We start from the raw sequence: 20,143 nt of genomic DNA, 5'->3' as shown, positions 1-20,143 counted from the left end.
GCCCCCGGCTCGTACACTTCCCACGATGGCCAGCACGTTCGGCACCCTCTTTCGCGTCACCACCTTCGGGGAATCCCACGGGGGTGGCGTCGGCGTGGTCGTCGACGGCTGCCCGCCCCGGCTCGCCCTGTCGGTGGACGACCTCCAGTTCGACCTCGACCGTCGTCGCCCGGGCCAGAGCCGGCTCGTCACCCAGCGCGACGAAGCGGACCAGGCCGAGATCCTGTCCGGCGTGTTCGAAGGCCACACGACCGGCACGCCGCTGGCGGTGCTGGTGCGCAACAAGGACCACAACAGCGGCGCCTACGACCACCTCAAGGACGTCTACCGGCCGTCGCATGCCGACTTCACGTACGACGCCAAGTACGGGTTCCGGAACTGGGCCGGGGGCGGGCGGGCCAGTGCCCGCGAGACCATCGGCCGGGTGGCCGCCGCCGCCGTGGCCCGCAAGCTGCTCACGACGGTCGCGGACATCGAGGTGCTCGCCTGGGTCGAACGGGTTGCGGACATCGAGGCGTCGGTCGACAGCGGCGGCGTGACCCTCGACGATGTCGAGGCTGACCCGACGCGCTGTCCGGACCCGGTCGCCGCGGCACGCATGACCGAGGCGATCGAGCAGGCGCGACGCGACGGCGACTCGCTCGGCGGCGTCGTGTCCTGTGTCGCCCGCCGGGTGCCGGCCGGACTGGGCGAGCCCGTCTTCGACAAGCTCGATGCCGACCTTGCCGGCGGCCTCATGTCCCTCCCGGCCGCGAAGGGCGTGGAGATCGGCAGCGGGTTCGCGGGCACGCGCATGACGGGCCTCACCCACAACGACGCCTTCGAGCCCGGTGACGACGGTCCCGTCACCGCGACCAACCACTCCGGCGGTATCCAGGGCGGCATCTCGAACGGGGCCAACATCACCTGCCGGGTCGCGTTCAAGCCGACGGGCACGATCGCCAGCGAGCAGAAGACCGTCACCCGCGAGGGCGACGCGACCACGCTGGCCGCGAAGGGGCGCCACGATCCGTGCGTGCTCCCCCGCGCCGTGCCGATGGTCGAGGCGATGGTGCTCCTCACGCTCGCCGACCACTGGCTCCGCCAGCAGGCCGTGGACGTGTTGCCCCCATTCGACGTTCGCCCCTGACCTGCGTCACACTCGGCGCCGCATGGACTTCCAACTCTTCCTCCCGCAGATGCGGATGACCCTCCCGACGATGGCCGAGCGCGTCCAGACGGCGGTCGACGCCGGCTTCGGCGGCGTGGCCCTGATGGATCACCTTGCGCCACCGATGGCGGAGACACAGCCGATGTGGGACGCGATGGTGGCGGCCACCTGGCTCGGGGCGAAGACCACGGGCACCGTCGGCCACCTCGTACTGTGCGACTCGTTCCGCCACCCCGCCGTGCTGGCCCGCCAGGCGGTCTCGCTCGATCACGCCACCGAGGGACGGTTCGAGCTCGGCATCGGCTGGGGCAGCGTGCCCGACGAGTTCCCCACGTTCGGCGTGGGCGACACCGCCCCGAAGGCGCGGGTCGATCGGCTCACCGAGACACTCGAGGTGATCCAGGCGCTGTGGTCCGGCGAGTCGGTGTCCTACGAAGGGCAGCACCACTCGCTCGTCGACGCCGTCCAGAATCCGCCGCCGTCGGCACCGATCCCGATCGTGATCGGTGGGGCCGGGCCCCGCACGCTCGGCCTGGTGGCCCGCTTCGCGGACTGGTGGAACCTGCCGATCCACAAGCTCGACCAGTTCGACGCGCTCCGCGAGAAGGCCGGCTCGGCGAAGCCGTCGCTCCAGGAACGGATGACGTTCGTTCGCGAGGACGCCGATCGGGGCGCGGTGATCGAGACCGCCCAACGCCGGTTCGGCGACACCGGACACGCCATCGGCAACGCCGAGGAACTCATCGAACACTTCAGCGCCCGCGCCGAGTCCGGCATCGAACGCACCTATGTCTGGACGACCGACTTCGCCGATCCGGAAACCCTCCACGAGTTCGGCGAAACCGTCATCCCCCACCTCCCCTGACCCGAAAAGCAGGAACCCCTCAAGAGGCGCAATCTCTGGTCACGAAAGGGTCGACATTTGCGACCCCTTGGTGCCCAGAGATCGCATGTCCCGGGATCTGTGGTCACGAAAGGGTCGACATTTGCGACCCCTTGGTGCCCACAGATCGCATGTCCCGGGATCTGTGGTCACGAAAGGGTCGACATTTGCGACCCTTTCGTGACCAGAGATTCCTTGTTGTGGGGAATTGATCAGTTTCCGTCGTGGGAGAAGTGCTGGTAGTCCTTGCTCGTCGTCCAGTCGCCACCCCATTGCCAGCCGATGGCCGCAAAGGCCTCCGTCACGACATCCCCGGCGCGGATGATGCCGGGGACGTCCTGGTCGCGGTCCACATAGTCGATGCCACTCGGCGGGTCGACGCGGTCGCTGCGCACCCACGGGTTGACCAGCGGATTGATGTCGATCGCGCCACCGAAGGAATGCTGACTCCACACGCCGGGCCGGCCGTCGATCTCGCGACAGTTGAACGCCGAGGTGTTGTTCGCCGCCATCGACGCATTGTCGTCGGCCGCGAACGTGCTGATCGGCACCATCGAGTGGATCGGGAACGCCGCCTCGTACAGGCGCTCGAACACGTCGATGACGGCGTCCACATGGTCTCGGTGCACGACGAGTGACCCGATCACGACGTCACCGACGTCGTCGTGATGGGGCATCTCGATTCGTCGCAGATCCTCGACGGCGACCGGGCAGCCCGGTTGCCACGAGGCGCCCAGCTCGGCCTCGTCCAGGGTGTGGGTGACCGCGACGAACGCGACCGGGGCAGCCGGCTCGGCCGGAAGGGCGGTCGGCGTCGGCGCGTCCGTCGTGGACGGCACCGGCTGCGTCGTCGTCGTGGCCTCTGCCGTGGTGTCGCTCACCGGCTCCTGCCCGTCGGCCACGCTCGTCGTCCCCTCTCCGCACGCCGCCACGAGGAGCGCCACCACGCTGAATCGGGCCCATCGGACGTGCACGTCCCCGATTCTGACACCGGGAGACGAAAGAATCGGGCCAGGCGTGTCAACGCGACGGGCACCTCGGGCGTCTGTAAGGGGCGAGGAGGTGCCATGCGCGCTGATCCACGTCCGATCCCCCCACCGTCACTCATGCAGGATCCACCGCTCACCGTCGCCGACGACTGGCTGGAGACGCTCTTCCTCGCGCACTACGCCGGCCTGGTCCGCCTCGTCTCCGGCCTCCTCGACGACAACGAGACGTGCGAGGAGGTGGTGCAGGACGCGTTCGCGGCGCTCGCTCGAATCGAGCGACGTCCCAAGCCCGGCCGCGAGGCCGCCTATCTGCGTTCGGCGGCACTCAACGGCGCCCGCTCCCAACTCCGCAAGCGGCGGGTCCGACGCCGCCACCTGCATGCCGTGCCGGACCTGTCCGAGGCGGCCGAGGTGGCCGCGGTGCAGCGGGTCGAGAACCAGGAGATCCTCGCCGCCATCCGCGAGCTCCCCCGTCGCCAGTCCGAAGTGCTGCTGCTGCGGTACCAGGCCGACCTCGACGAGGCGGAGATCGCCGCCACGCTGGGCATCAGCCCCGGCTCCGTGAAGACCCATGCCAGCCGCGGCCTCGCGGCAGTCCGCTCCCGACTCGAGGAAGTCCGATGAACGACCCCCGAGACCCCCAGACCGAAGACCAGATCCGCCGAGCACTCTCGGCCCGAGCACAGGAGATCGATGTGTCCCCCAACGCATTCGACAAGATCCGTTCCACTTCACCGACCAGTCCGTGGGCCCGCCCCGCGGCCTACGCCGCCGTGGCCGCCATCGTGGTGGTGTTCCTCGTCGGTGTCGCCCTGCTGACAAGCCCCCGAGACGACAACGGCGGTCTCGACAACGACGTGGCCGGCGGCTCCACCACCGTGCCGCCGGACAGCACCGCGCCACCGACCACGTCGGACGGGCCGTCCACCACGTCCACCCCGCCGAGCACGTCGACCCCGGAGCCGACCGGGCCGCAGTCCACGGCGCTGGGCGAGCCGCTCCAGATCGATCCGGCGACCGGCTTCGGTCTCTGGACGAACGCCGACGGGCTTCCGGCCGACCAGGCGGTCGCCGCCTTCCTCGCCGAGGTCCACGACCTGACCGACCTCGAGATCACCCCGACGTCCGTCGCCATCGCCGACGGCATCCCGACGGCCGGTGTCGAGGCGTTCGGCGTCCACCGCCGCGGCGAGAACGGCGAGACGCTCGACTCGTTCGCCTTCAAGGTCGTGACCCACACGCCCGAGAACGGCACGGCCCAGATCCGCTTCGTCCTGTCCGACGAGTTCGCGATCGACAGCGCCGTGGGTGTCCCCGGCGGCATCCGCGTGACCGGTCGCGGTGTGGCGTTCGAGGGCTCGGCGGTCCTCGAAGCCCAGGGCATGCAGACGCTCGTGGCGGTCGGCGCCACCGAGCTCGCCCCCTTCACCGCGGTCGCCCCGATCGGGGAGCACTGCCCCTGTGTGATCACGCTGAAGGGCACCACCGGCTTCGAGGGCGCGGTCCCGTCGATCGCCAGCTACTCCGTCAACCCCGCAGTCATCCCCACCACCGCAGCCACCTACAGCGTGTTCGGTGTGGCCGACGACGACGTCCTGAACGTGCGCAGCGGCGCCGGCGTGTCGAACGACATCATCACGTCCTTCCCGCCGGACGCCACCGGCATCATCCTCACCGGCAACGAGGAGATGGTCGGCTCGGCCCGCTGGGTCGAGGTGGAGACCGAGGACGCCCGCGGTTGGGTCAACAGCCAATACCTGGTCGCGGTGCCCGACGATGCCGCCGATCACCGGATCGTCGAGATCCTCCACGACGTGAGCACGCTCGACCCCCGGCTGTTCGACGACGTCGTCGAGTTCGGCGGCATCGGCGTCTACGCCGACTGGCCGACGCCGTGGACCACCGTCTCGTCGAGCGACTTCGACGTGCCCCGGGACTGGAGCCCGGATGGCACGGAGGATCGCTGCTCCGAGTGCACCGCCACCGTCGAGGAGTTCCTCGGTTTCGACACCGCCAAGTGGGAGCTCGCCGAGTACACCGCCGGACCGGACGTGGACCTCGACTGGCAGAACTTCTTCTTCGAGGTCGGCCAGTTCCCCGAGTTCTTCGACCGCTTCGTCACCGGCACGATCCACATCCCGGAACCGAACCCGGACGTCTCGCTCGACTGGCGCCGCTACACCGTCGTCTTCGACTTCGAGGACGGCGCCCCGGTGATCCGCGGCATCTGGCGGTGGGGCTGGACCCCGTGACGGCCCTCAGATGAAGGGCGGGGCGGTCACCACGGCGGGCACATCCGTGCCGCGAACGTCGATGGTGACCGCCGTCCCCGGTTCGATACCGGGGCGGAGGAAGGCCAGGGCGATGCCCTGCTCGAGCACCGGCGAGAAGTTGCCGCTCGAGATCACGCCGATCTCGTCGCTTCCGAGCCGCACGGTCTGGCCCTCGCGGGGCGGACGGCGACCGTCGACGACGAGGCCGGTGAGGAGCCGGTCGACGCCGCGTTCCTGCTCCGCGAGGAGTGGCTCGCGACCGCGGAAGTCGTCCTTGTCGAAGCGCACGACCCAGCCGAGGCCGGCCTGGAGGGGCGTGATACCGGGGCCGAGCTCGTGGCCGTGCAGCGGCAGACCCGCTTCAAGCCGGAGCGTGTCACGGGCGCCGAGGCCGGCGGGCGCGATGCCGGCGGAGAGCACGAGCTCCCACACGTCGTGCGCCGCATCGACCGGCACGGCGATCTCGAGTCCGGGCTCACCGGTGTAACCCGTGCCGGCGACGACGACGGGATGGCCGGCCACTTCGACCTCGGCCACCCGGAAGCGACCGATGGCGGCGGCCTCCGGTGCGACCGCCGCCAGCCGTTCCTTCGCGTTCGGGCCCTGCACGGCGAGTACCGCGCGGGTGGCGGTGACGTCCTCGATCCGGGGCGTGGTGGGTCCGTCGGCGAGCGCTTTCTCCACCCGGATCGTGTTCGAGGCGTTGGGCATGACGTCGAAGCGGTCCTCGTCGACCCACCACACGATGATGTCGTCGAGGACCGACGCGTCGGACGGATCCAGGAGATGGGTGTACTGGGCCCGGCCGGGCTCGATGCGGCCGAGATCGTTGGTGAACGCCCACTGCAGCGCCGGCAGGGCACCGTCGCCGGTGACCCGGACGGTGCCGAGGTGCGACACGTCGAACACGACCGCGTCGCGGCGGCAGGCCAGGTGCTCGGCCAGGGTGCCGTCGCCATAGCTCAGCGGCATCTCCCAGCCGCCGAACGGCACCATCTTGGCGCCGAGCTCGACATGGGCGTTGTGCAGCGGTGAACGACGATCGTCCGACACGTGGATCTCCCGGAAGCGGTAGCGATTCGGCCGCTCAGGCGGCGTCAGCGAGACCGTACTTCGCGCCGAGCCGTTCGAGGTCCTTGCGGTACAGGATCTTGACGGTGACGTCGGGCCGCAGCTCGGCCAGTCGCCGCAGCTTGCGGTGTTTCGGGGTGACGAGCGGCTGGCGCAGTGTGGTCAGCTCGACGTAGGTGTCGAACGCCGGGAGGTAGAAGTCCGGCGTGAACGCGCTCGTCGGATTTCCCGCGTCGTCGGTGTCGAGGACGAACGTGGTCGGCTCGTACTCCCACTCGATGCCGTAGCTGTCGAACAGGGCGGCGAGTTCGCGTTCGGACGGGTGGGCGAAGTCCGTCACGGATTCAGGAGTCACCCGCGGCACGACGGACGCCGTCGTCCTCGTCGACCATCTCGGGATACAGCGACACGATGCGAGCGTCGACCTCGTCCTTGACCCCGGCGAGGGGCAGGACGTTGAGCACACCCTGACCGTTCTGGAGCAGGTCGATGAGTTCCTCGCCGGTGTTGACCAGCACGGAGTTGGAGCCGTCGATCACGAGGTTGGCCGACGCCACGTCCTCGCCGAGGTGATTGCGCATGTAGGCGAACACCTTGCGGACCTGCTCGAGGCGGATGCCGGAGTCGAGCAGGCTCTTGATCACCTTGAGTTCGAGGAGGTCCCGGTAGGAGTACTGACGTCGACTACCGGAGCCGCTCGCGTCCGCCAGCGACGGCCGCACCAGATCCGTGCGAGCCCAGTAGTCGAGCTGGCGGTAGGTGATGTCGACGATCTCTGCGGTGCGCTTCCCGCTGAATCCTTGTTCGGCCATGGAGCCTCCCCGGTCACGATTCTGTCACGACGCCCCGGTCGCGAGCGACACGGACGAAATTACGTCGTTGTGAGTGTGGATGACCATACGACGCCCGCGCGCCGAGGTCAACGACCCGCGCGAAAGTGCGCGCGCTGGGCGCGAATCCGGACACCGAGGACAGTGATCCACAGGGTTGTCCACAGGGGCCTGTGGACGGCGCCGGGCCCGGCCGCGATCAGCTCTCGAAGTCCTCCGGGCTGATGTTGTCGAGGAACTCCTTGAACTCCTCGACGACCTCTTCGGAGTCGCCCCCGTCGTCGCCCTCGCCGGCATCGTCGTCGACTTCGGTGAAGCCCACGTCGTCGACGACCTCGTCGGCCGCGAAGATCGGCGTGCCGGTGCGGGCCGCGAGGGCGATCGCATCCGACGGGCGACTCGACACCACATGGCTCACGCCGTCGCGCCGGAGGTGGATCTCGGCGAAGAACGTCTTGTCGTGGAGATCGCTCACGACGATGCGCTCCACGTCCACCGCGAGCTCCTCGAGCACGTCGCGCAACAGATCGTGGGTCATCGGCCGGGGCGTGTCGACCCCATCGAGTGCGAGGGCGATCGCCGTTGCCTCCGGCGCGCCGATGTAGATCGGCACGGTGCGGCCGGCGCCGTCGCGCTCGCGCAACAACACCATCGGCGCGTTGGTGGGCATCTCCACCCGGACCCCGATGAGCTCCATCTCCTGCATGGCCTCACCTTAGGCCGGGTAGAGGGTCTCCACGTAGGCGTCCGGATCTGCCGCCAGTACCGCGGGGTCCGCCGTCGCCAGGACGCGTGCGTTGCGGTAGCGACCCTCGTGGTCGAGCCCGTAACCGATCACGAACTGATCCGGGATCTCGACGCCGACATGGTCCAGGGCCACCGGCACGACCCGGCGGGCGGGGCGGTCGACGAGGGCGCAGACACCGAGGCGGGCGGGGTTTCGCCGGGCCAGCTCCCCGTGGATGAACGCCGTGGTCAGGCCGGTGTCGACGATGTCCTCGACGATCAGCACCTCCCGATCGGCCACGTCGATGTCGAGGTCCTTGAGCAGACGCACCCGGCCCGTGTTCGGTGCATACGGCGTGATGGCGATGAAGTCGATCAGCGGACGTACCGTCATCGCGCGGGCCAGATCGGAGAGGAACGGCACACTCCCCCGCAGCACCCCGGCGAGCACGACACCGTCGTGCCACGACGCGCTGACCTCGGCCGCCAGCCGGCGGACGACGTCATCGATGCCGGCCTCGTCGAGAATGACGTCGAGGCCGGGCGGGCGTTCGGCGGGCATCAGGATCAGTCGAGCTGTGACCCGAAACTCCGGCGCAGGATGGACCGTTGGATGGTCTCGCCGAGATGCACGAGTTCGTTCAGCTCGGCCCGCGCCGCGACGCGGACGTCGCCGCCCTTCTTGAGCTTCGGTCCGACGAGCTGTTCGAGGACGCCGGCCTCCCGCTCGGCCGCGACCTTGAACATCCGCAGATGTCGGGGCTCCACGCCCCGACCCATGAACACCCCGGCGGCCCGGGTGACGACGAGCGCTTCGTGGTCGTAGGCCGCACCGTCGCCGTTGATGGTCTCGATCAACCCGAGCCGCTCGAGATCGGCGACGAGCCCGAGATCCACGCCGGCGGACTCCGCCAGCTCGAGCGCCGACAGGCTGACGGATCCGGCCCCCACGTCGAGGGGGTCGCCCTCGGCCACCGGAGGCGGCGGTGGCACCTCCGCGGCCACCGGACCGGGTTCGGGCTCCGGTTCGGGCTCCGGTTCGGGCTCCGGCTCGGGCTCCGGCTCCGGCTCGGGCGCCGCGTCCGCAGCGGCCGGTTCGGGCTCCGGCTCCGCGGCCGGCTCGGGTTCGGGCGCCTCAGCGGCCTCCTCGCCCCGCGTGAAGAGGGTCGGTTCGGGCAGCGGGGTGTCGGGCGCGCTCACGGCCGCTGCGGGGTCGAACCCCGCCTCCTCGAGCCGACGCTTGATCACCTTGAGAGGCAGGAAGTTGTCGCGCTGCTGCACCAGGATCCAGCGCAGGCGCTCGATGTCCGCGTCGTAGAACTTGCGGTACCCGGACGGCGTGCGCTCGGGATCGATCAGACCCTGACTCTCGAAGAAGCGGATCTTCGAGATGGTGACATCGGCGTGCTCCTCCTTGAGCATCGCCAACACCTCACCGATCGAGTGGTGACTCGTGTCGCTTGACGCTTCAGCCATGTGCCCTTCCTCAGCCGGCTCCGGTGCCGTGCACGAACACCAGCTTGAACTTGCCCACCTGCAACTCGTCGCCGTCGGCCAGCTCCCGGTCGTCGGCGCGCTCGCGGTTCACGTACGTGCCGTTCAGCGAACCGACGTCGCGCACCCAATACCGGGCACCCTCACGGCGCACCTCCGCATGGCGACGCGAAACGGTGATGTCGTCGAGGAAGATGTCACTGTCCGGATGACGCCCGACGGTCACCACGTCGGCATCCAGGGCGTAGCGGGCGCCCGCCTTCGGTCCCTGCGGCACGACGAAGAGGCCCTCGTGGGGCCCGAACTCCGACCGGTCGATCTCGACCGTGCCGTCGGACTCGAGGTCGACGACCGGCAGGTCGGTGGTGACGTCGTCCTTCGGGAGCGGGGCGCCACACGACGAGCAGAAGTTGGCGCTGCCGAGATTGTCGTGGCCGCACTCACGGCAGACGAGATCACTCACGACGTCATCCTTCGATCAGCGCCCGATAGCCCTCGGCGTCGAGCAGACCGTCGAGCTCGGCCGCATCGGCCATGGTGATCGTGATGATCCAACCCTCGCCGTAGGGGTCCTCGTTGAGCTTCTCCGGCGCGTCGACCAGGGCGTCGTTCACGGTGGCGATCTCGCCGGAGACGGGGGCGTAGAGCTCCGAGACCGACTTGGTGGACTCGACCTCGCCGAACGACTCGGCGGCGCCGATCGACGATCCGGTCGCCGGCAGATCCACGTAGACGACGTCGCCCAGGGCGTCCTGGGCGTAGTCGGTGATCCCGACGCGGGCCGTGTCGCCGTCCACGGCGACCCATTCATGATCCGACGAGTAGCGAAGTCCTTCGGGCACGTTCATGTGCGAGAACCTAACCGATCACCTCGGACCAGTCGCGACCCTACGACTGAACCATCTGCTCGATCCGACGGACGTACTCGTCGGCGAGCCGTTCGGCGGTCATCTTGTCCGGTCCCTCGGCCGTGACCCGGGTGATCGGATCGTCCGGATCGGGCAGGACGAGGGCCCAGCTGTCGTCGTGATGGATGCGGACACCGTCGACGAGATCGATCTCGCGGTTCTTCGACTGCTCGACGAGCACCCGCATGACGGCACCCTTCTGCTCCCACGGTGTGATCACGTCGCGGGTCACCATGTGGACCGCGGGCAGGTCGTCGACCACGGCGCTGAGCGGCCGCCCGCTGGTCACCAGCATCTCGAGGAGCGTGACGAACGTGGCCGTCGCGTCGAAGGCCGGCATGAACCCCGGGATGATGAAACGACCGTCGGTGTCGGCCGCGAAACAGACGAACGGGTCGGAGGCGGCGGCCATGATCGCGGCGCCGCTGGCCGGGGTCAGGACGACCGACCCGCCCTGGGACTCGACGAGCTCGACGGCACGGCTCGTGGCGGACACCGGCAGCGCCACCGGCGCCCCGTCGAGAGCCGGCCCCCGCAACGCGATCAGGGCGAGCAGCAACTGATCGTGGTCGAGCAGGCGGCCACTGTCGTCCACGACGCTCAACTGTTGCCCACCGGGGCTGAAGATCACGCCGAGACCCGCGCCCGACGAACGGACGAAGTCGGCGACGACCGCGGCGTTGCGTTCCCGGTCGAACGCGGCGGCGCCCGACGTGGACGCATACGGGTTGACCGAGAGCACGTCGGCGCCGAGCTTCGCGAGCAGGTTCGGCATGATGAACGACACGGCGCCGAGGCCGTAGTCCGTGACGACCTTCGGACCGAACTCGCGGACGGCGGCGAGGTCGACGGTTGACTCGATCGCCGTCGCGTAGTGCTCGAGGGCGCGGGGGGCGTAGTCGATGTCGCCGATCTCGCTGGGGAAGACGCGGCGGTAGTCCTCCCGGTTGAAGAGGCGCTCGATCTTGCGATGCCCGTTCTCCGACAGATCGGCACCGTCGGTGTCCATGAACTTGATGACGATCCGGTTCGGATCGGTTCCGTCGAGGCGCAGGTCGACCGCGCCGACGATCGCCGGGCGGCGGGTGATGAAGCGGGTGACCGGCATCGGGACCACCTCGAGATCCTGCACGGAGACGCCGGTGGCGTTCAGCCCCGCGTGGACCGCCCGCTTGAGCATGCGCGCCGAACGGGAGGAGTCCCGGGCCGTGATCACGACGTCGCCCGGCTTGAGCGTGGAGCCGTAGGCCATGGCGAGCCGCGTGACGAGCTCGGGGGTGATGTCGACGTTCGCCAGACCGCTCACCCCGCCCCGTCCGAAGAGGCTGCGGGCGCCGCGGGTCTCCCAGACGATCGAGGCGTTGACCGCCGCCCCGGCCTCGATGGTCTTGAAGGGATAGACCTTCACGTCGGCGCCGACCGTCGCCCACTCCCCCACGAAACACTCGTCGCCGATGACGGCGCCCTCGTCCACCTTGACCCCGGCGCGGAGGTCGCACGAACGACCGATCACCGCGCCGCGCAGGTTCACGCCCTCGCCGAGATAGGTGTTCTCGGCGATCACCGACCGTTCGATGTCCACCTCCGACCGCACGCGCACGTTCGCGCCGAGCACCGAGTAGGGGCCGATGTGGGCGCCGGCCTCGATGCGACAGTTGTCACCGATGACCGCGGGGCCGGACAGGACCGCCTCGGGATGCACCGACACGTTCTCGCCGACGAAGAGCCCCTCGTCCTGCTCGAAGCCGTCGATGTCGACCGTCACCTTGCCGTCGAGGATGTCGGCGTGGGCGGCGACATAGCTCTCGAGCGTGCCGACGTCCTCCCAGTAGCCCTCCGCCACCGCGCCGTAGAGCGGCTTGCCGTCCGCCAGCAGGGCCGGGAACACCTCGGACGAGAAGTCGACCGGCCCGTCGGCGTCGATGTAGTCGAAGATCTCGGGTTCGAGCACGAAGATGCCGGAGTTGACGGTGTCACTGAACACCTGACCCCATCCCGGCTTCTCGAGGAACCGCTCGACCGATCCGTCCTCGCGGGTGATCACGATGCCGAACTCGAGCGGGTTCTCGACGCGGATGAGCCCGATCGTGGCCATCGCCTGCTTGGCCCGGTGCTCCTCGACGATCTTGGTCAGGTCGATGTCGGTCAGGACGTCGCCGGAGATCACGAGGAACGGCTCGGTGAGCTCGTCCATCGCGTTGCGGACCGAACCGGCGGTGCCGAGCGGCGTCTCCTCCACCGCGTAGACCATCCGCACCCCGAACTCGGAGCCGTCGCCGAACCAGTCTCGGATGTGGTTCGCCATGAAGGCGACGGTGACCACGATCTCGTCGAAGCCGTGGCGCTTCAACAGGTCGAGGATGTGCTCCATCATCGGCCGGTTGGCCAACGGCATCATCGGTTTCGGGACGTTGGAGGTGAGCGGTCGGAGTCGAGTGCCCTCGCCGCCCGCCATGATCACGGCTTTCACGGCAGCGAACCTAGTCCTCTCGCTCGCCGCGTCGCGACCGGGTCGGCGCGCCGTCGGCCGCGGCGTCCTGACGGTCCAGGCGCCCCTCGCGCAGCGCCCGCACCCCCATCGGCACGTACTGGGCGGCGGACAGATAGCTGTAGACCAGCGACGGGATGGCACAGGCCCAACCCGCCCATCGGTACCAGTCGGCCCCGGCGGTGTCCGACGCGCCGGCCAGCAGCAGCGGGAAGGCGAAGTACAGCCCGAACGTCGCGCACTTGCCCCACCAGGTGACGTCCATGCGCCGCGCCCCCAGCGCGGTGATGGTGACCACGACGGCGGACACCAGGACCTCGCGCACCGCGGTGAGACCGACGAGCCACCACGGCACCGAGCCGTCGATACCCACGGCGACGACACCCACGATCAACACGGCCCGGTCGGTGACGGGATCGATCACCTTCCCGAACTCGCTGACGACGTCGAACCGGCGGGCCCACCAGCCGTCGACCCAGTCCGTCGCGCCGACGACGGCCCACAGCCACGCCGCGCCGTAGCGGTCGTCCTGGCTGAACAGCAACCAGAGGAACACCGGGATGCAGCCGAGCCGCACGAGCGAGATGACGTTCGGGACGGTGAGGATCCGGTCCTCGAAGATCCCGAGCTGGCGCTCTCGACCCGCGGTCGCCTCATCGGTCATGGGTTCACCATAGGACCGACGAGGCGTCGACCGAACCACGACCGGCGCGGCCTACCATCCGCTTCGTGGCAACCATCTACACCCGCATCATCGACGGCGACATCCCGGGCCGTTTCATCTGGCAGGACGACGTGTGCGTGTCGTTCCTCGACATCCGACCGCTCGCCCGCGGTCACGCGCTCGTCGTCCCGCGCGCCGAGGTCGACCAGTGGACCGAGCTCCCCGCCGAGACCGCGACGCACCTGATGGGCGTGGCCCAACGGGTCGGTCGAGCGCAGAAGGCGCTGCTCCAGCCGGCCCGCGTGGGGCTCATGATCGCCGGCTTCGAGGTACCTCACGTCCACATCCATGTCGTACCGATGAACTCGATGGCGGCGCTCGACTTCAGTCAGGCCGACACGAACCCCGACCAGGCCGATCTCGATCAGCTCCAGGCTGACCTCGAGGCGGAGCTCACTCGGCGCTGATCGGCTCGGCTTCCTCGATCAGCTCGGGGCCGTTGTTGCGGACGTTGTTGACGTCCGTGGAGACCGGATGGAGGCGGATGAGCTGCGACGGGGCGGGCACCAGGAGGGTCTGGAGCGACGCGACGTCGTCGTTGTCGCGGTCGAGCCACTGGTCCCACACGTCGGGCGGAAGCATCACCGGCATCCGGTCGTGGACCTCGGCGACCTTGTCGTTCGGTTCCCCGGTGATGATCGTGCAGCTGTAGAGCTCCAGCGGATCGCCGTCGTCGTCGGTGTGGTTCTTGTCCTTCCACACCTCCCAGAGACCGGCGAAGGCGAAGGGCTCACCGTCGGCACGGCTCATGTACATCGGCTGCTTTCGCTTCTGGCCCTCGACCTTCATCCACTCGTAGAAGCCGTCGGCGGGGATGATGCAGCGCTTGCGGGCGAACGGCCGCTTGAAGGAGTTCTTCTCCGCGATGGTCTCGGCGCGGGCGTTGATCATGCGGTTGCCGATCTTGGGATCCTTGGCCCAGAACGGCACGAGCCCCCAGTGGAACGTGTCGAGCCGGCGGACCCCACCGTCCTCGAACACCGTGTAGACGCCCTGGGTCGGCGCCACGTTGAAGTTTGGACCCTCCTCGTCCTCGATCAGATGCTCGGCGAGCGAGGCACCGAAGTAGTTGGCGAGCTGGTCCGGCGGCGTCGTCGAGGCGAATCGTCCGCACATCTCAGCTCCCTCCCGGCAGGTCTCCGGTCAACGTACACGTGCCGATGCGATCGGCGCCGAGGTCGAAGGTGAGCTCGTCCCCCTCGGCGCCGCCGAAGCGGGGAACTGCGACGGCGTCGTCCTCCGCGACCTCGATGGTGCCCCGGATCGTGAGCACCTCGTAGGCCGGATCGTCGCCGACGAGCTGGACGCGAACGGCATCGGCGAAGCCCGTGCCACCCTCCGGCAGGTCGACGCCGCCGGTCGGCACGTCGAGATCGAGCAGCACGGCCGACGGGCCGAGACAGCCGACCGTCGGGATCCGCCCGACCGGCTGGCCGCACGGGCCGAACGTGACGGTGTCGAGCGGACGCAACTGGTCCGTGACCACGCTGGCCCGCAGACAGCTGTCCTCGGTGAACCCGTCCGGTCCGACGATCACGACGTGCCCGCTGCCGGCGTACTGGAACAGCGAGGCCCGGATCGAGCCGGGGGGATGCGGGTAGACCGAGAAGGGCGCCACGGTCACGCGGTCCGCCTCGGCCCCGCTACCGGCCTCGACGGCGACGGTCACCGTGAGCGCGGCGGTGAGCTCCGGCGCCGCGACCGGCGCGCCGCCCGACAGCGCGGCCACGGCGGGCGGTTCACTGTCGTCGTCGAACTGGAACGAGCCCTCGGTCCGGCCGTCCTCGACCAGGAACGTGTTGTAGAGCAGGACCCCGCCGACGACGAGCACCACCATCACGACCGTGCCGACGAGCAGATTGACGATCCGCTGGCGGCGGCCCACCGCGAGCGCCTCCCCCACCTGTTCCTCCGTCAGCTTCTCCTGCAGCGTCAGCGGACCGAACGCCTCGGAGCTGGCCCCGCCGGCGATCAGATCCCGCCACGCGTCGGCGCGGGGCTCGGGCATCCGGGCGAGATAGGTCTGGAACGAGTCCTGCACCTCCTCGCTGAAGAGGAGCATGAGTCCGTTGGCCCGGGCGTGTTCGACCGGGTCGTCGTGGAACTCCGGCATCGTCCGCTCGCCGGCGAGGTGGACGAGGAACCGATGCGCCTCCTCGTCCGCCTCGTCGTACGTCCACGGTGGCCCCGCCTCGGCGATCGGCGGCACCGTCGCCTGGTCACCGGCGCGCAGGAAGCCGGAGGTCACCACGAACGGATCCGATCGGATCTCGAGCGTGGTGTCCTCGGAAGGCAGACTCACCGCTTCGAACGCGTCGCCATCATCGGCCAGGAGGTCATCGTCGATTCGCAGAGGGTACGCCGATCGAAACGCTGGTTGGTGGCGGTTCGCCGCACACACCAGACTCCGGCCATGTCCACCCCGACGCTCGTGCTCGCTTCCTCGTCTCCCCGGCGGCGCGAACTGCTCGGCCGGCTCACCGATGCCTTCGAGGTGCGGGTTCCAGAGGACGTCGACGAGACGCCGCACGAGGGCGAGGATCCGCTCGACTACGTCCAGCGGATCGCCAGCGCGAAGGGACTCGCCGCGGCCGCGGCCGACACCGTGACGATCGCGGCTGACACGATCGTCGTGCTCGACGACGAGATTCTCGGCAAGCCACGCGATCGGGCCGACGCCGCCGACATGCTGCGACGGCTGTCCGGGCGGACCCACCAGGCCATCACCGCGGTGTGGGTGTCGGCCGACCGCGGGGACGACGACGTTCGCCGGGCTCTGGCGGTGGAGCGGACGGAGGTGCGCTTCGCCGACCTGACCGAGGACCGCATCGCCGCGTACCTCGCCACCGGTGAGGCCGACGACAAGGCCGGGAGCTACGGCCTCCAGGGCGCCGCCGCGGTCTTCGCCGACGACGTCCGGGGCAGTGTGACCAACGTGATCGGGCTTCCCCTGCCGCTGCTCGACCGACTGTGCCGGGAGGTGGGTGTCGACCTCCTAGCCTGGAGGACGTGACCGACACCCTCGCCCCCGCTGCGCAGCCCCCGGCGCGCCCCGGCGAGTTCGCACCCGTCGACATCGGCCCGCTCGAGGTCTGGCCGCCGGTGGTGCTCGCGCCGATGGCCGGCGTCACGAACGCCCCCTTCCGCACCCTGTGTCGCCGATACGGCGCCGGGCTCTACGTCAACCAGATGATCACCGCGCGCGCGATCGTCGAGGGCCACCGCAAGAGCCTCGAGCTGGCGGCGTTCGCGCCCGGCGAGTCACCCCGCAGCATCCAGCTCTACGGCACCGAGCCCTACTCGATCGGGGAGGCCACCCGGCGTCTCGTCGACGGGCAGGGGGTCGATCACATCGACATGAACTTCGGCTGCCCGATGAAGAAGGTCACCCGCCACGGCGGCGGGGCGGCACTCCCCTGGAAGCGGTCGCTCTACCGGTCGATCGTGCAGGCCGCGGTCGCCGCCGCCGGCGACGTGCCCGTCACCGTGAAGTTCCGCGTCGGGATCGATGACGACGCCATCACGTTCCTCGACGCCGGCCGCATCGCCGAGGACGAGGGCTGCCGCGCCGTCGCCCTCCACGCCCGCACCGCCAACCAGCTCTACAGCGGGTCGGCCGACTGGAGCCGCATCGGTGAGCTGAAGGCCGCCGTCACCTCGATACCCGTCCTCGGCAACGGTGACATCTGGGAGGCCGACGACGCGCTCCGGATGATGCGCGAGACGGGCGCGGACGGCGTCGTCGTCGGTCGTGGCTGTCTCGGTCGCCCGTGGATCTTCCGCGACTTGGCGGACGTCTTCGACGGTCGTCCGGTCGCCCCGCGCCCGGACCTCGGCGAGGTCCTCGACGGCATGGTCGAACACGCCGAACTGTTGTGCGAGTGGATGGGCGAACCGCACGGCATCCGCGACTTCCGCAAGCACACGGGCTGGTACCTGAAGGGCTTCCCGACCGGCAACGAGGTTCGCCGCGTGCTCAACCGGGTCGGCTCGCTCGCCGAGATGCGCGAGGTCATCGCCGGTCTCGACCGCACGTTGCCGTTCCCGGAAGGCGGCATGCGCATGGTGCGGGGCCACCACGGCTCCCCGAAGGACGTCCACCTCCCCGAGGGTTGGCTCGACGACCGCGACGGAGCGGTGGCGCTGCCGAAGGGCGCGGAGCAGCTCGTCAGCGGCGGCTAGAAGTCGATGCCCTTCTTGGCGGCGATGCCGTCGTCGTAGGCGTGCTTCGTCTTGACCATCTCGGTCACGGTGTCCGCCATGTCGATCATCCACTGGGGCGCATCCCGACCGGTCAGCACGAGCGACACCGACGCGGGCCGGTTCCGAAACGTCGCCTCCACCTCCGCGGCGTCGATCCAGCCCCAGTTCAGCGGGTAGGTGATCTCGTCGAACACCACGAGCCGGTGCTCCCCCGCCTCGACGATCGCCTTCCCGTGACGCCACGCCTCCTGCGCCTCTGCCTGGTCCTTGGAAAGATCGTCGCTGTCCCAGGTGAACCCCTCGCCGAGGGACCAGAAGTCGATGCCGAGCGGTTCGGCCATCAGCTGCTCCCCCGTCACCCAGTCGTCCGACTTCAGGAACTGCACCACCGCGACCGGCCAGTCGCGGGCGCGGGCCCGCAGCGCCACGCCGAACGCCGCCGAGGACTTGCCCTTTCCGTCGCCCGTGTGGACGAGGACGAGACTCTTGGCGACCCGGAGTCCGTCGGGGCGGGGGTCGTCCGTGGGCGGCTCCTGGGACTCGGTCATGTCGGCTCCTGGTTGGTACGGCCGGCGACGGGGACGATCACCGGACCGTCCACATCATCGATGATCCTGACGCTCGCGTTGAAGTGGGTGAGGATCAACTCCTCGGTCACCACCTCACGGGGCGGGCCGTGGGCGACGATACGGCCGCCGGACAGCGCGGCGACACGGTCGCCATAACGGGCCGCCAGCGTGAGATCGTGCAACGTGGCGAGGACGGTGAGCCCGCGCTCGAGTCGCAGCTCGTCCACGAGATCGAGCACGTCCTGTTGGTGGCCGAGATCGAGCGCCGTCGTCGGTTCGTCGAGCAGCAGGATCGCCGACTCCTGCACGAGGGCGCGGGCGAGGACGACCCGCTGACGCTCACCCCCGGAGAGACTGCCGACCTCGCGCTCGGCGAAACCCGCCAGGTCGAGTCGGTCGAGCACGTCTGCCGCGAGGGTCAGATCGCGGCGCGAATCGGCGGCGAAGATCCCGCGATGGGGCGTGCGGCCGAGCAGCACGTAGTCGATCACCGGCACGCCGGGAGGAATCACCGGCGTCTGGGGCAGATACGCGAGGGCCCGGGCCCGACTCATCGCATCCCGCCGATCCGTGCCGTCGTCCAACTCGATCTCACCGGTGTGCTCGACGGCACCGAGGATGGCCCGGAGCAGGGTGGTCTTGCCGGCCCCGTTCGGTCCGATCACGTTGACCCAGGACCCCGGATCGAGCGAGAGGTCCACGTCACGCAGCACGGGCGCGCCCCCGAACTCGACGCTCACCTCGCGGATGCGCAGGCGACCGGTCACCAGACCTCCCGGCGGCTCGAACGCAGCACGACCGCGAAGAACGGCGCACCGATGAACGCCGTCACGACGCCGATCGGGAGCTCCGCCCCGTCGAGCACGCTCCTCGCCACGAGGTCGGCGGCGACCATGAAGGCGCCACCGAAGAGGACGGACAGGGGCAGCACCACTCGATTGCTCGCTCCGAAGACCAGCCGCACGGTGTGGGGGACGATGATGCCGACGAACCCGATCAGGCCGGAGACGGAGACGGCCGCGGCGGCACCGAGCGATGCCGCGACCACCACGATCAGCCGGACGCGCTGGGGGTTGACGCCGAGCGATGCGGCCTCCTCGTCGCCGACCGCGAGCACGTCGAGGGCGCGGGCGTAGCGCAGCACGACGACGACCGTGATGACGAAGTAGGGAGCCAGCAGTTTCGGTTCGTCCCAACCAGACGTCGAGAGGCGGCCGAGGATCCAGTTGAAGACCTCCCGGATCACGTCGCTGTTGGCCTGCAGCACGTAGGTCTGGCACGCCGTCAGGAAGCTCGCGACGGCGACGCCGGCCAGGATCAGGGTGACCGTCGAGCGGCCGCCGATGTGCCCGGCGAGATACGAGATCCACACCGCGCCGAGGCCGCCGGCGAACGCGGCGAGCGGTATCGGGTCGAGCAGCCCGGACCCGTCGCCGAGCCCCTCGGTGATCGCGATCGTCGCGCCGAGACCGGCCCCCGCGGCGATGCCGAGCAGGTACGGGTCGGCCAGCGGATTGCGGAACGCTCCCTGATACGCCGCCCCGCTGAGCGACAGCGTTGCGCCGACCATGAGGCCCAGGGCGACCCGGGGCAGGCGGAGGTCGTCGATGACGGCTTCCTCGGTGCGGGACAGCCCCGAGTCGACGGAGATCCCGGGGATGCCGTCGAGCAGCTCCGCCACGACGTCGCCGACCGGGATGTCGAACGGGCCGATGACGAGTCCGGCGAAGGCCGCCACGACGACGGCGAACAGACCCGCCGCGACCGCGCCGAAGCCGAGTCGAGTGCCCCGCAGGGACTCGGCGCCTGCCTCGACGGGTCGCGCGTCGGTCATG

General features: G+C 69.6%; 23 protein-coding genes. 7 read left to right on the top strand and 16 right to left on the bottom strand.

Annotated elements, in window-relative coordinates; genetic code table 11:
• Window positions 1-25 precede the first annotated feature (25 nt).
• Both aroC and R8F63_05955 read left to right on the top strand, forming a co-directional pair.
• A complete protein-coding gene (aroC, locus tag R8F63_05960; GenBank protein MDW3218140.1) occupies window positions 26-1,129 on the top strand; it encodes a chorismate synthase in 1,104 nt (367 codons plus the stop codon).
• A gap of 22 nt (window positions 1,130-1,151) precedes the next feature.
• Window positions 1,152-2,015 carry an LLM class flavin-dependent oxidoreductase gene (locus R8F63_05955; GenBank protein MDW3218139.1) on the top strand — a complete coding sequence of 288 codons (864 nt, stop codon included), beginning with the start codon at window positions 1,152-1,154 and terminating at the stop codon, window positions 2,013-2,015.
• Window positions 2,016-2,245: 230 nt separating this feature from the next.
• Here the strand turns inward: R8F63_05955 and R8F63_05950 are convergent, their stop codons facing one another.
• Complete coding sequence (locus tag R8F63_05950) at window positions 2,246-3,007, bottom strand: M15 family metallopeptidase (GenBank protein MDW3218138.1); 762 nt, start codon at window positions 3,005-3,007, stop codon at window positions 2,246-2,248.
• 93 nt (window positions 3,008-3,100) lie between these two features.
• Here R8F63_05950 and R8F63_05945 point away from each other — a divergent pair, with 93 nt between their 5' ends.
• Window positions 3,101-3,646 (top strand): sigma-70 family RNA polymerase sigma factor, encoded by a 546-nt coding sequence (locus R8F63_05945; GenBank protein MDW3218137.1) that lies wholly within the window; start codon window positions 3,101-3,103, stop codon window positions 3,644-3,646.
• Entirely contained in the window at window positions 3,643-5,274 is a 1,632-nt protein-coding gene (locus R8F63_05940) for an SH3 domain-containing protein (protein MDW3218136.1), read from the top strand. The genes R8F63_05945 and R8F63_05940 overlap by 4 nt, the downstream gene beginning before the upstream one ends.
• Before the next feature lie 6 nt (window positions 5,275-5,280).
• Here the strand turns inward: R8F63_05940 and gcvT are convergent, their stop codons facing one another.
• The 10 genes from gcvT to R8F63_05890 form a co-directional block, all read right to left on the bottom strand.
• A complete protein-coding gene (gene gcvT, locus R8F63_05935; GenBank protein ID MDW3218135.1) occupies window positions 5,281-6,348 on the bottom strand; it encodes a glycine cleavage system aminomethyltransferase GcvT in 1,068 nt (355 codons plus the stop codon).
• Window positions 6,349-6,382: 34 nt separating this feature from the next.
• A complete protein-coding gene (locus tag R8F63_05930) occupies window positions 6,383-6,706 on the bottom strand; it encodes a hypothetical protein (protein MDW3218134.1) in 324 nt (107 codons plus the stop codon).
• Window positions 6,707-6,710: 4 nt separating this feature from the next.
• Window positions 6,711-7,178, bottom strand: a complete 468-nt coding sequence (locus R8F63_05925; GenBank protein ID MDW3218133.1) for a MerR family transcriptional regulator — start codon at window positions 7,176-7,178, stop codon at window positions 6,711-6,713.
• Window positions 7,179-7,395: 217 nt separating this feature from the next.
• Window positions 7,396-7,902, bottom strand: a complete 507-nt coding sequence (locus R8F63_05920; protein MDW3218132.1) for a bifunctional nuclease family protein — start codon at window positions 7,900-7,902, stop codon at window positions 7,396-7,398.
• 9 nt (window positions 7,903-7,911) lie between these two features.
• Entirely contained in the window at window positions 7,912-8,484 is a 573-nt protein-coding gene (locus tag R8F63_05915; protein MDW3218131.1) for a phosphoribosyltransferase family protein, read from the bottom strand.
• A 5-nt stretch (window positions 8,485-8,489) separates the two neighbouring features.
• Complete coding sequence (locus R8F63_05910) at window positions 8,490-9,398, bottom strand: MerR family transcriptional regulator (protein MDW3218130.1); 909 nt, start codon at window positions 9,396-9,398, stop codon at window positions 8,490-8,492.
• A gap of 10 nt (window positions 9,399-9,408) precedes the next feature.
• Complete coding sequence (locus R8F63_05905; GenBank protein MDW3218129.1) at window positions 9,409-9,879, bottom strand: FHA domain-containing protein; 471 nt, start codon at window positions 9,877-9,879, stop codon at window positions 9,409-9,411.
• Window positions 9,880-9,883: 4 nt separating this feature from the next.
• A complete protein-coding gene (gene gcvH, locus R8F63_05900) occupies window positions 9,884-10,264 on the bottom strand; it encodes a glycine cleavage system protein GcvH (GenBank protein ID MDW3218128.1) in 381 nt (126 codons plus the stop codon).
• 40 nt (window positions 10,265-10,304) lie between these two features.
• Complete coding sequence (locus R8F63_05895; protein MDW3218127.1) at window positions 10,305-12,794, bottom strand: sugar phosphate nucleotidyltransferase; 2,490 nt, start codon at window positions 12,792-12,794, stop codon at window positions 10,305-10,307.
• 10 nt (window positions 12,795-12,804) lie between these two features.
• On the bottom strand, window positions 12,805-13,476 hold the full coding sequence (locus tag R8F63_05890) for a CDP-alcohol phosphatidyltransferase family protein (GenBank protein ID MDW3218126.1): 672 nt from the start codon (window positions 13,474-13,476) through the stop codon (window positions 12,805-12,807).
• Window positions 13,477-13,541: 65 nt separating this feature from the next.
• Between R8F63_05890 and R8F63_05885 the strand changes: the two genes are divergently transcribed.
• Window positions 13,542-13,943, top strand: a complete 402-nt coding sequence (locus R8F63_05885; protein ID MDW3218125.1) for an HIT family protein — start codon at window positions 13,542-13,544, stop codon at window positions 13,941-13,943.
• Here the strand turns inward: R8F63_05885 and R8F63_05880 are convergent.
• On the bottom strand, window positions 13,930-14,652 hold the full coding sequence (locus R8F63_05880) for an SOS response-associated peptidase (protein ID MDW3218124.1): 723 nt from the start codon (window positions 14,650-14,652) through the stop codon (window positions 13,930-13,932). The genes R8F63_05885 and R8F63_05880 overlap by 14 nt on opposite strands.
• A 1-nt stretch (window position 14,653) precedes the next feature.
• The gene (locus R8F63_05875) at window positions 14,654-15,838 is read right to left on the bottom strand and encodes a hypothetical protein (protein MDW3218123.1); all 1,185 of its coding nucleotides are present in this window, start codon (window positions 15,836-15,838) and stop codon (window positions 14,654-14,656) included.
• A 111-nt stretch (window positions 15,839-15,949) separates the two neighbouring features.
• On the opposite strand from R8F63_05875, the gene R8F63_05870 reads away from it, so the two are divergent.
• Both R8F63_05870 and dusB read left to right on the top strand, forming a co-directional pair.
• Window positions 15,950-16,549 (top strand): Maf family protein, encoded by a 600-nt coding sequence (locus tag R8F63_05870; GenBank protein ID MDW3218122.1) that lies wholly within the window; start codon window positions 15,950-15,952, stop codon window positions 16,547-16,549.
• Window positions 16,546-17,718: a tRNA dihydrouridine synthase DusB gene (gene dusB / locus R8F63_05865; protein ID MDW3218121.1), complete on the top strand. Its 1,173-nt coding sequence runs from the start codon at window positions 16,546-16,548 to the stop codon at window positions 17,716-17,718. The genes R8F63_05870 and dusB overlap by 4 nt, the downstream gene beginning before the upstream one ends.
• Here dusB and cobO read toward each other — a convergent pair.
• The 3 genes from cobO to R8F63_05850 are packed head-to-tail and all read right to left on the bottom strand — an operon-like array spanning window position 17,715 to window position 20,142.
• On the bottom strand, window positions 17,715-18,287 hold the full coding sequence (gene cobO, locus R8F63_05860) for a cob(I)yrinic acid a,c-diamide adenosyltransferase (GenBank protein MDW3218120.1): 573 nt from the start codon (window positions 18,285-18,287) through the stop codon (window positions 17,715-17,717). The two genes, dusB and cobO, sit on opposite strands and share 4 nt — an antisense overlap.
• On the bottom strand, window positions 18,284-19,075 hold the full coding sequence (locus tag R8F63_05855) for an ABC transporter ATP-binding protein (protein ID MDW3218119.1): 792 nt from the start codon (window positions 19,073-19,075) through the stop codon (window positions 18,284-18,286). The genes cobO and R8F63_05855 overlap by 4 nt, the downstream gene beginning before the upstream one ends.
• A complete protein-coding gene (locus R8F63_05850) occupies window positions 19,072-20,142 on the bottom strand; it encodes an iron ABC transporter permease (protein MDW3218118.1) in 1,071 nt (356 codons plus the stop codon). The genes R8F63_05855 and R8F63_05850 overlap by 4 nt, the downstream gene beginning before the upstream one ends.
• Window position 20,143 lies beyond the last annotated feature (1 nt).

Source organism: Acidimicrobiales bacterium (genome assembly GCA_033344915.1).
GTDB lineage: Bacteria > Actinomycetota > Acidimicrobiia > Acidimicrobiales > Aldehydirespiratoraceae > JAJRXC01.
Note: the sequence above shows the minus strand (reverse complement) of the source record. Positions and strands in the feature narration are given on the sequence as shown.

Excerpts from the sequence above, each read along its gene's own strand:
- R8F63_05890 (MDW3218126.1), bottom strand. The coding sequence starts at position 13,476 with ATGACCGATGAGGCGACCGCGGGTCGAGAGCGCCAGCTCGGGATCTTC.
- R8F63_05955 (MDW3218139.1), top strand. The coding sequence starts at position 1,152 with ATGGACTTCCAACTCTTCCTCCCGCAGATGCGGATGACCCTCCCGACG.
- R8F63_05940 (MDW3218136.1), top strand. The coding sequence starts at position 3,643 with ATGAACGACCCCCGAGACCCCCAGACCGAAGACCAGATCCGCCGAGCA.
- cobO (MDW3218120.1), bottom strand. The coding sequence starts at position 18,287 with ATGACCGAGTCCCAGGAGCCGCCCACGGACGACCCCCGCCCCGACGGA.
- R8F63_05915 (MDW3218131.1), bottom strand. The coding sequence starts at position 8,484 with ATGCCCGCCGAACGCCCGCCCGGCCTCGACGTCATTCTCGACGAGGCC.
- R8F63_05870 (MDW3218122.1), top strand. The coding sequence starts at position 15,950 with ATGTCCACCCCGACGCTCGTGCTCGCTTCCTCGTCTCCCCGGCGGCGC.
- R8F63_05850 (MDW3218118.1), bottom strand. The coding sequence starts at position 20,142 with ATGACCGACGCGCGACCCGTCGAGGCAGGCGCCGAGTCCCTGCGGGGC.
- R8F63_05880 (MDW3218124.1), bottom strand. The coding sequence starts at position 14,652 with ATGTGCGGACGATTCGCCTCGACGACGCCGCCGGACCAGCTCGCCAAC.
- aroC (MDW3218140.1), top strand. The coding sequence starts at position 26 with ATGGCCAGCACGTTCGGCACCCTCTTTCGCGTCACCACCTTCGGGGAA.
- R8F63_05920 (MDW3218132.1), bottom strand. The coding sequence starts at position 7,902 with ATGCAGGAGATGGAGCTCATCGGGGTCCGGGTGGAGATGCCCACCAAC.
- R8F63_05910 (MDW3218130.1), bottom strand. The coding sequence starts at position 9,398 with ATGGCTGAAGCGTCAAGCGACACGAGTCACCACTCGATCGGTGAGGTG.
- R8F63_05945 (MDW3218137.1), top strand. The coding sequence starts at position 3,101 with ATGCGCGCTGATCCACGTCCGATCCCCCCACCGTCACTCATGCAGGAT.
- gcvH (MDW3218128.1), bottom strand. The coding sequence starts at position 10,264 with ATGAACGTGCCCGAAGGACTTCGCTACTCGTCGGATCATGAATGGGTC.
- R8F63_05925 (MDW3218133.1), bottom strand. The coding sequence starts at position 7,178 with ATGGCCGAACAAGGATTCAGCGGGAAGCGCACCGCAGAGATCGTCGAC.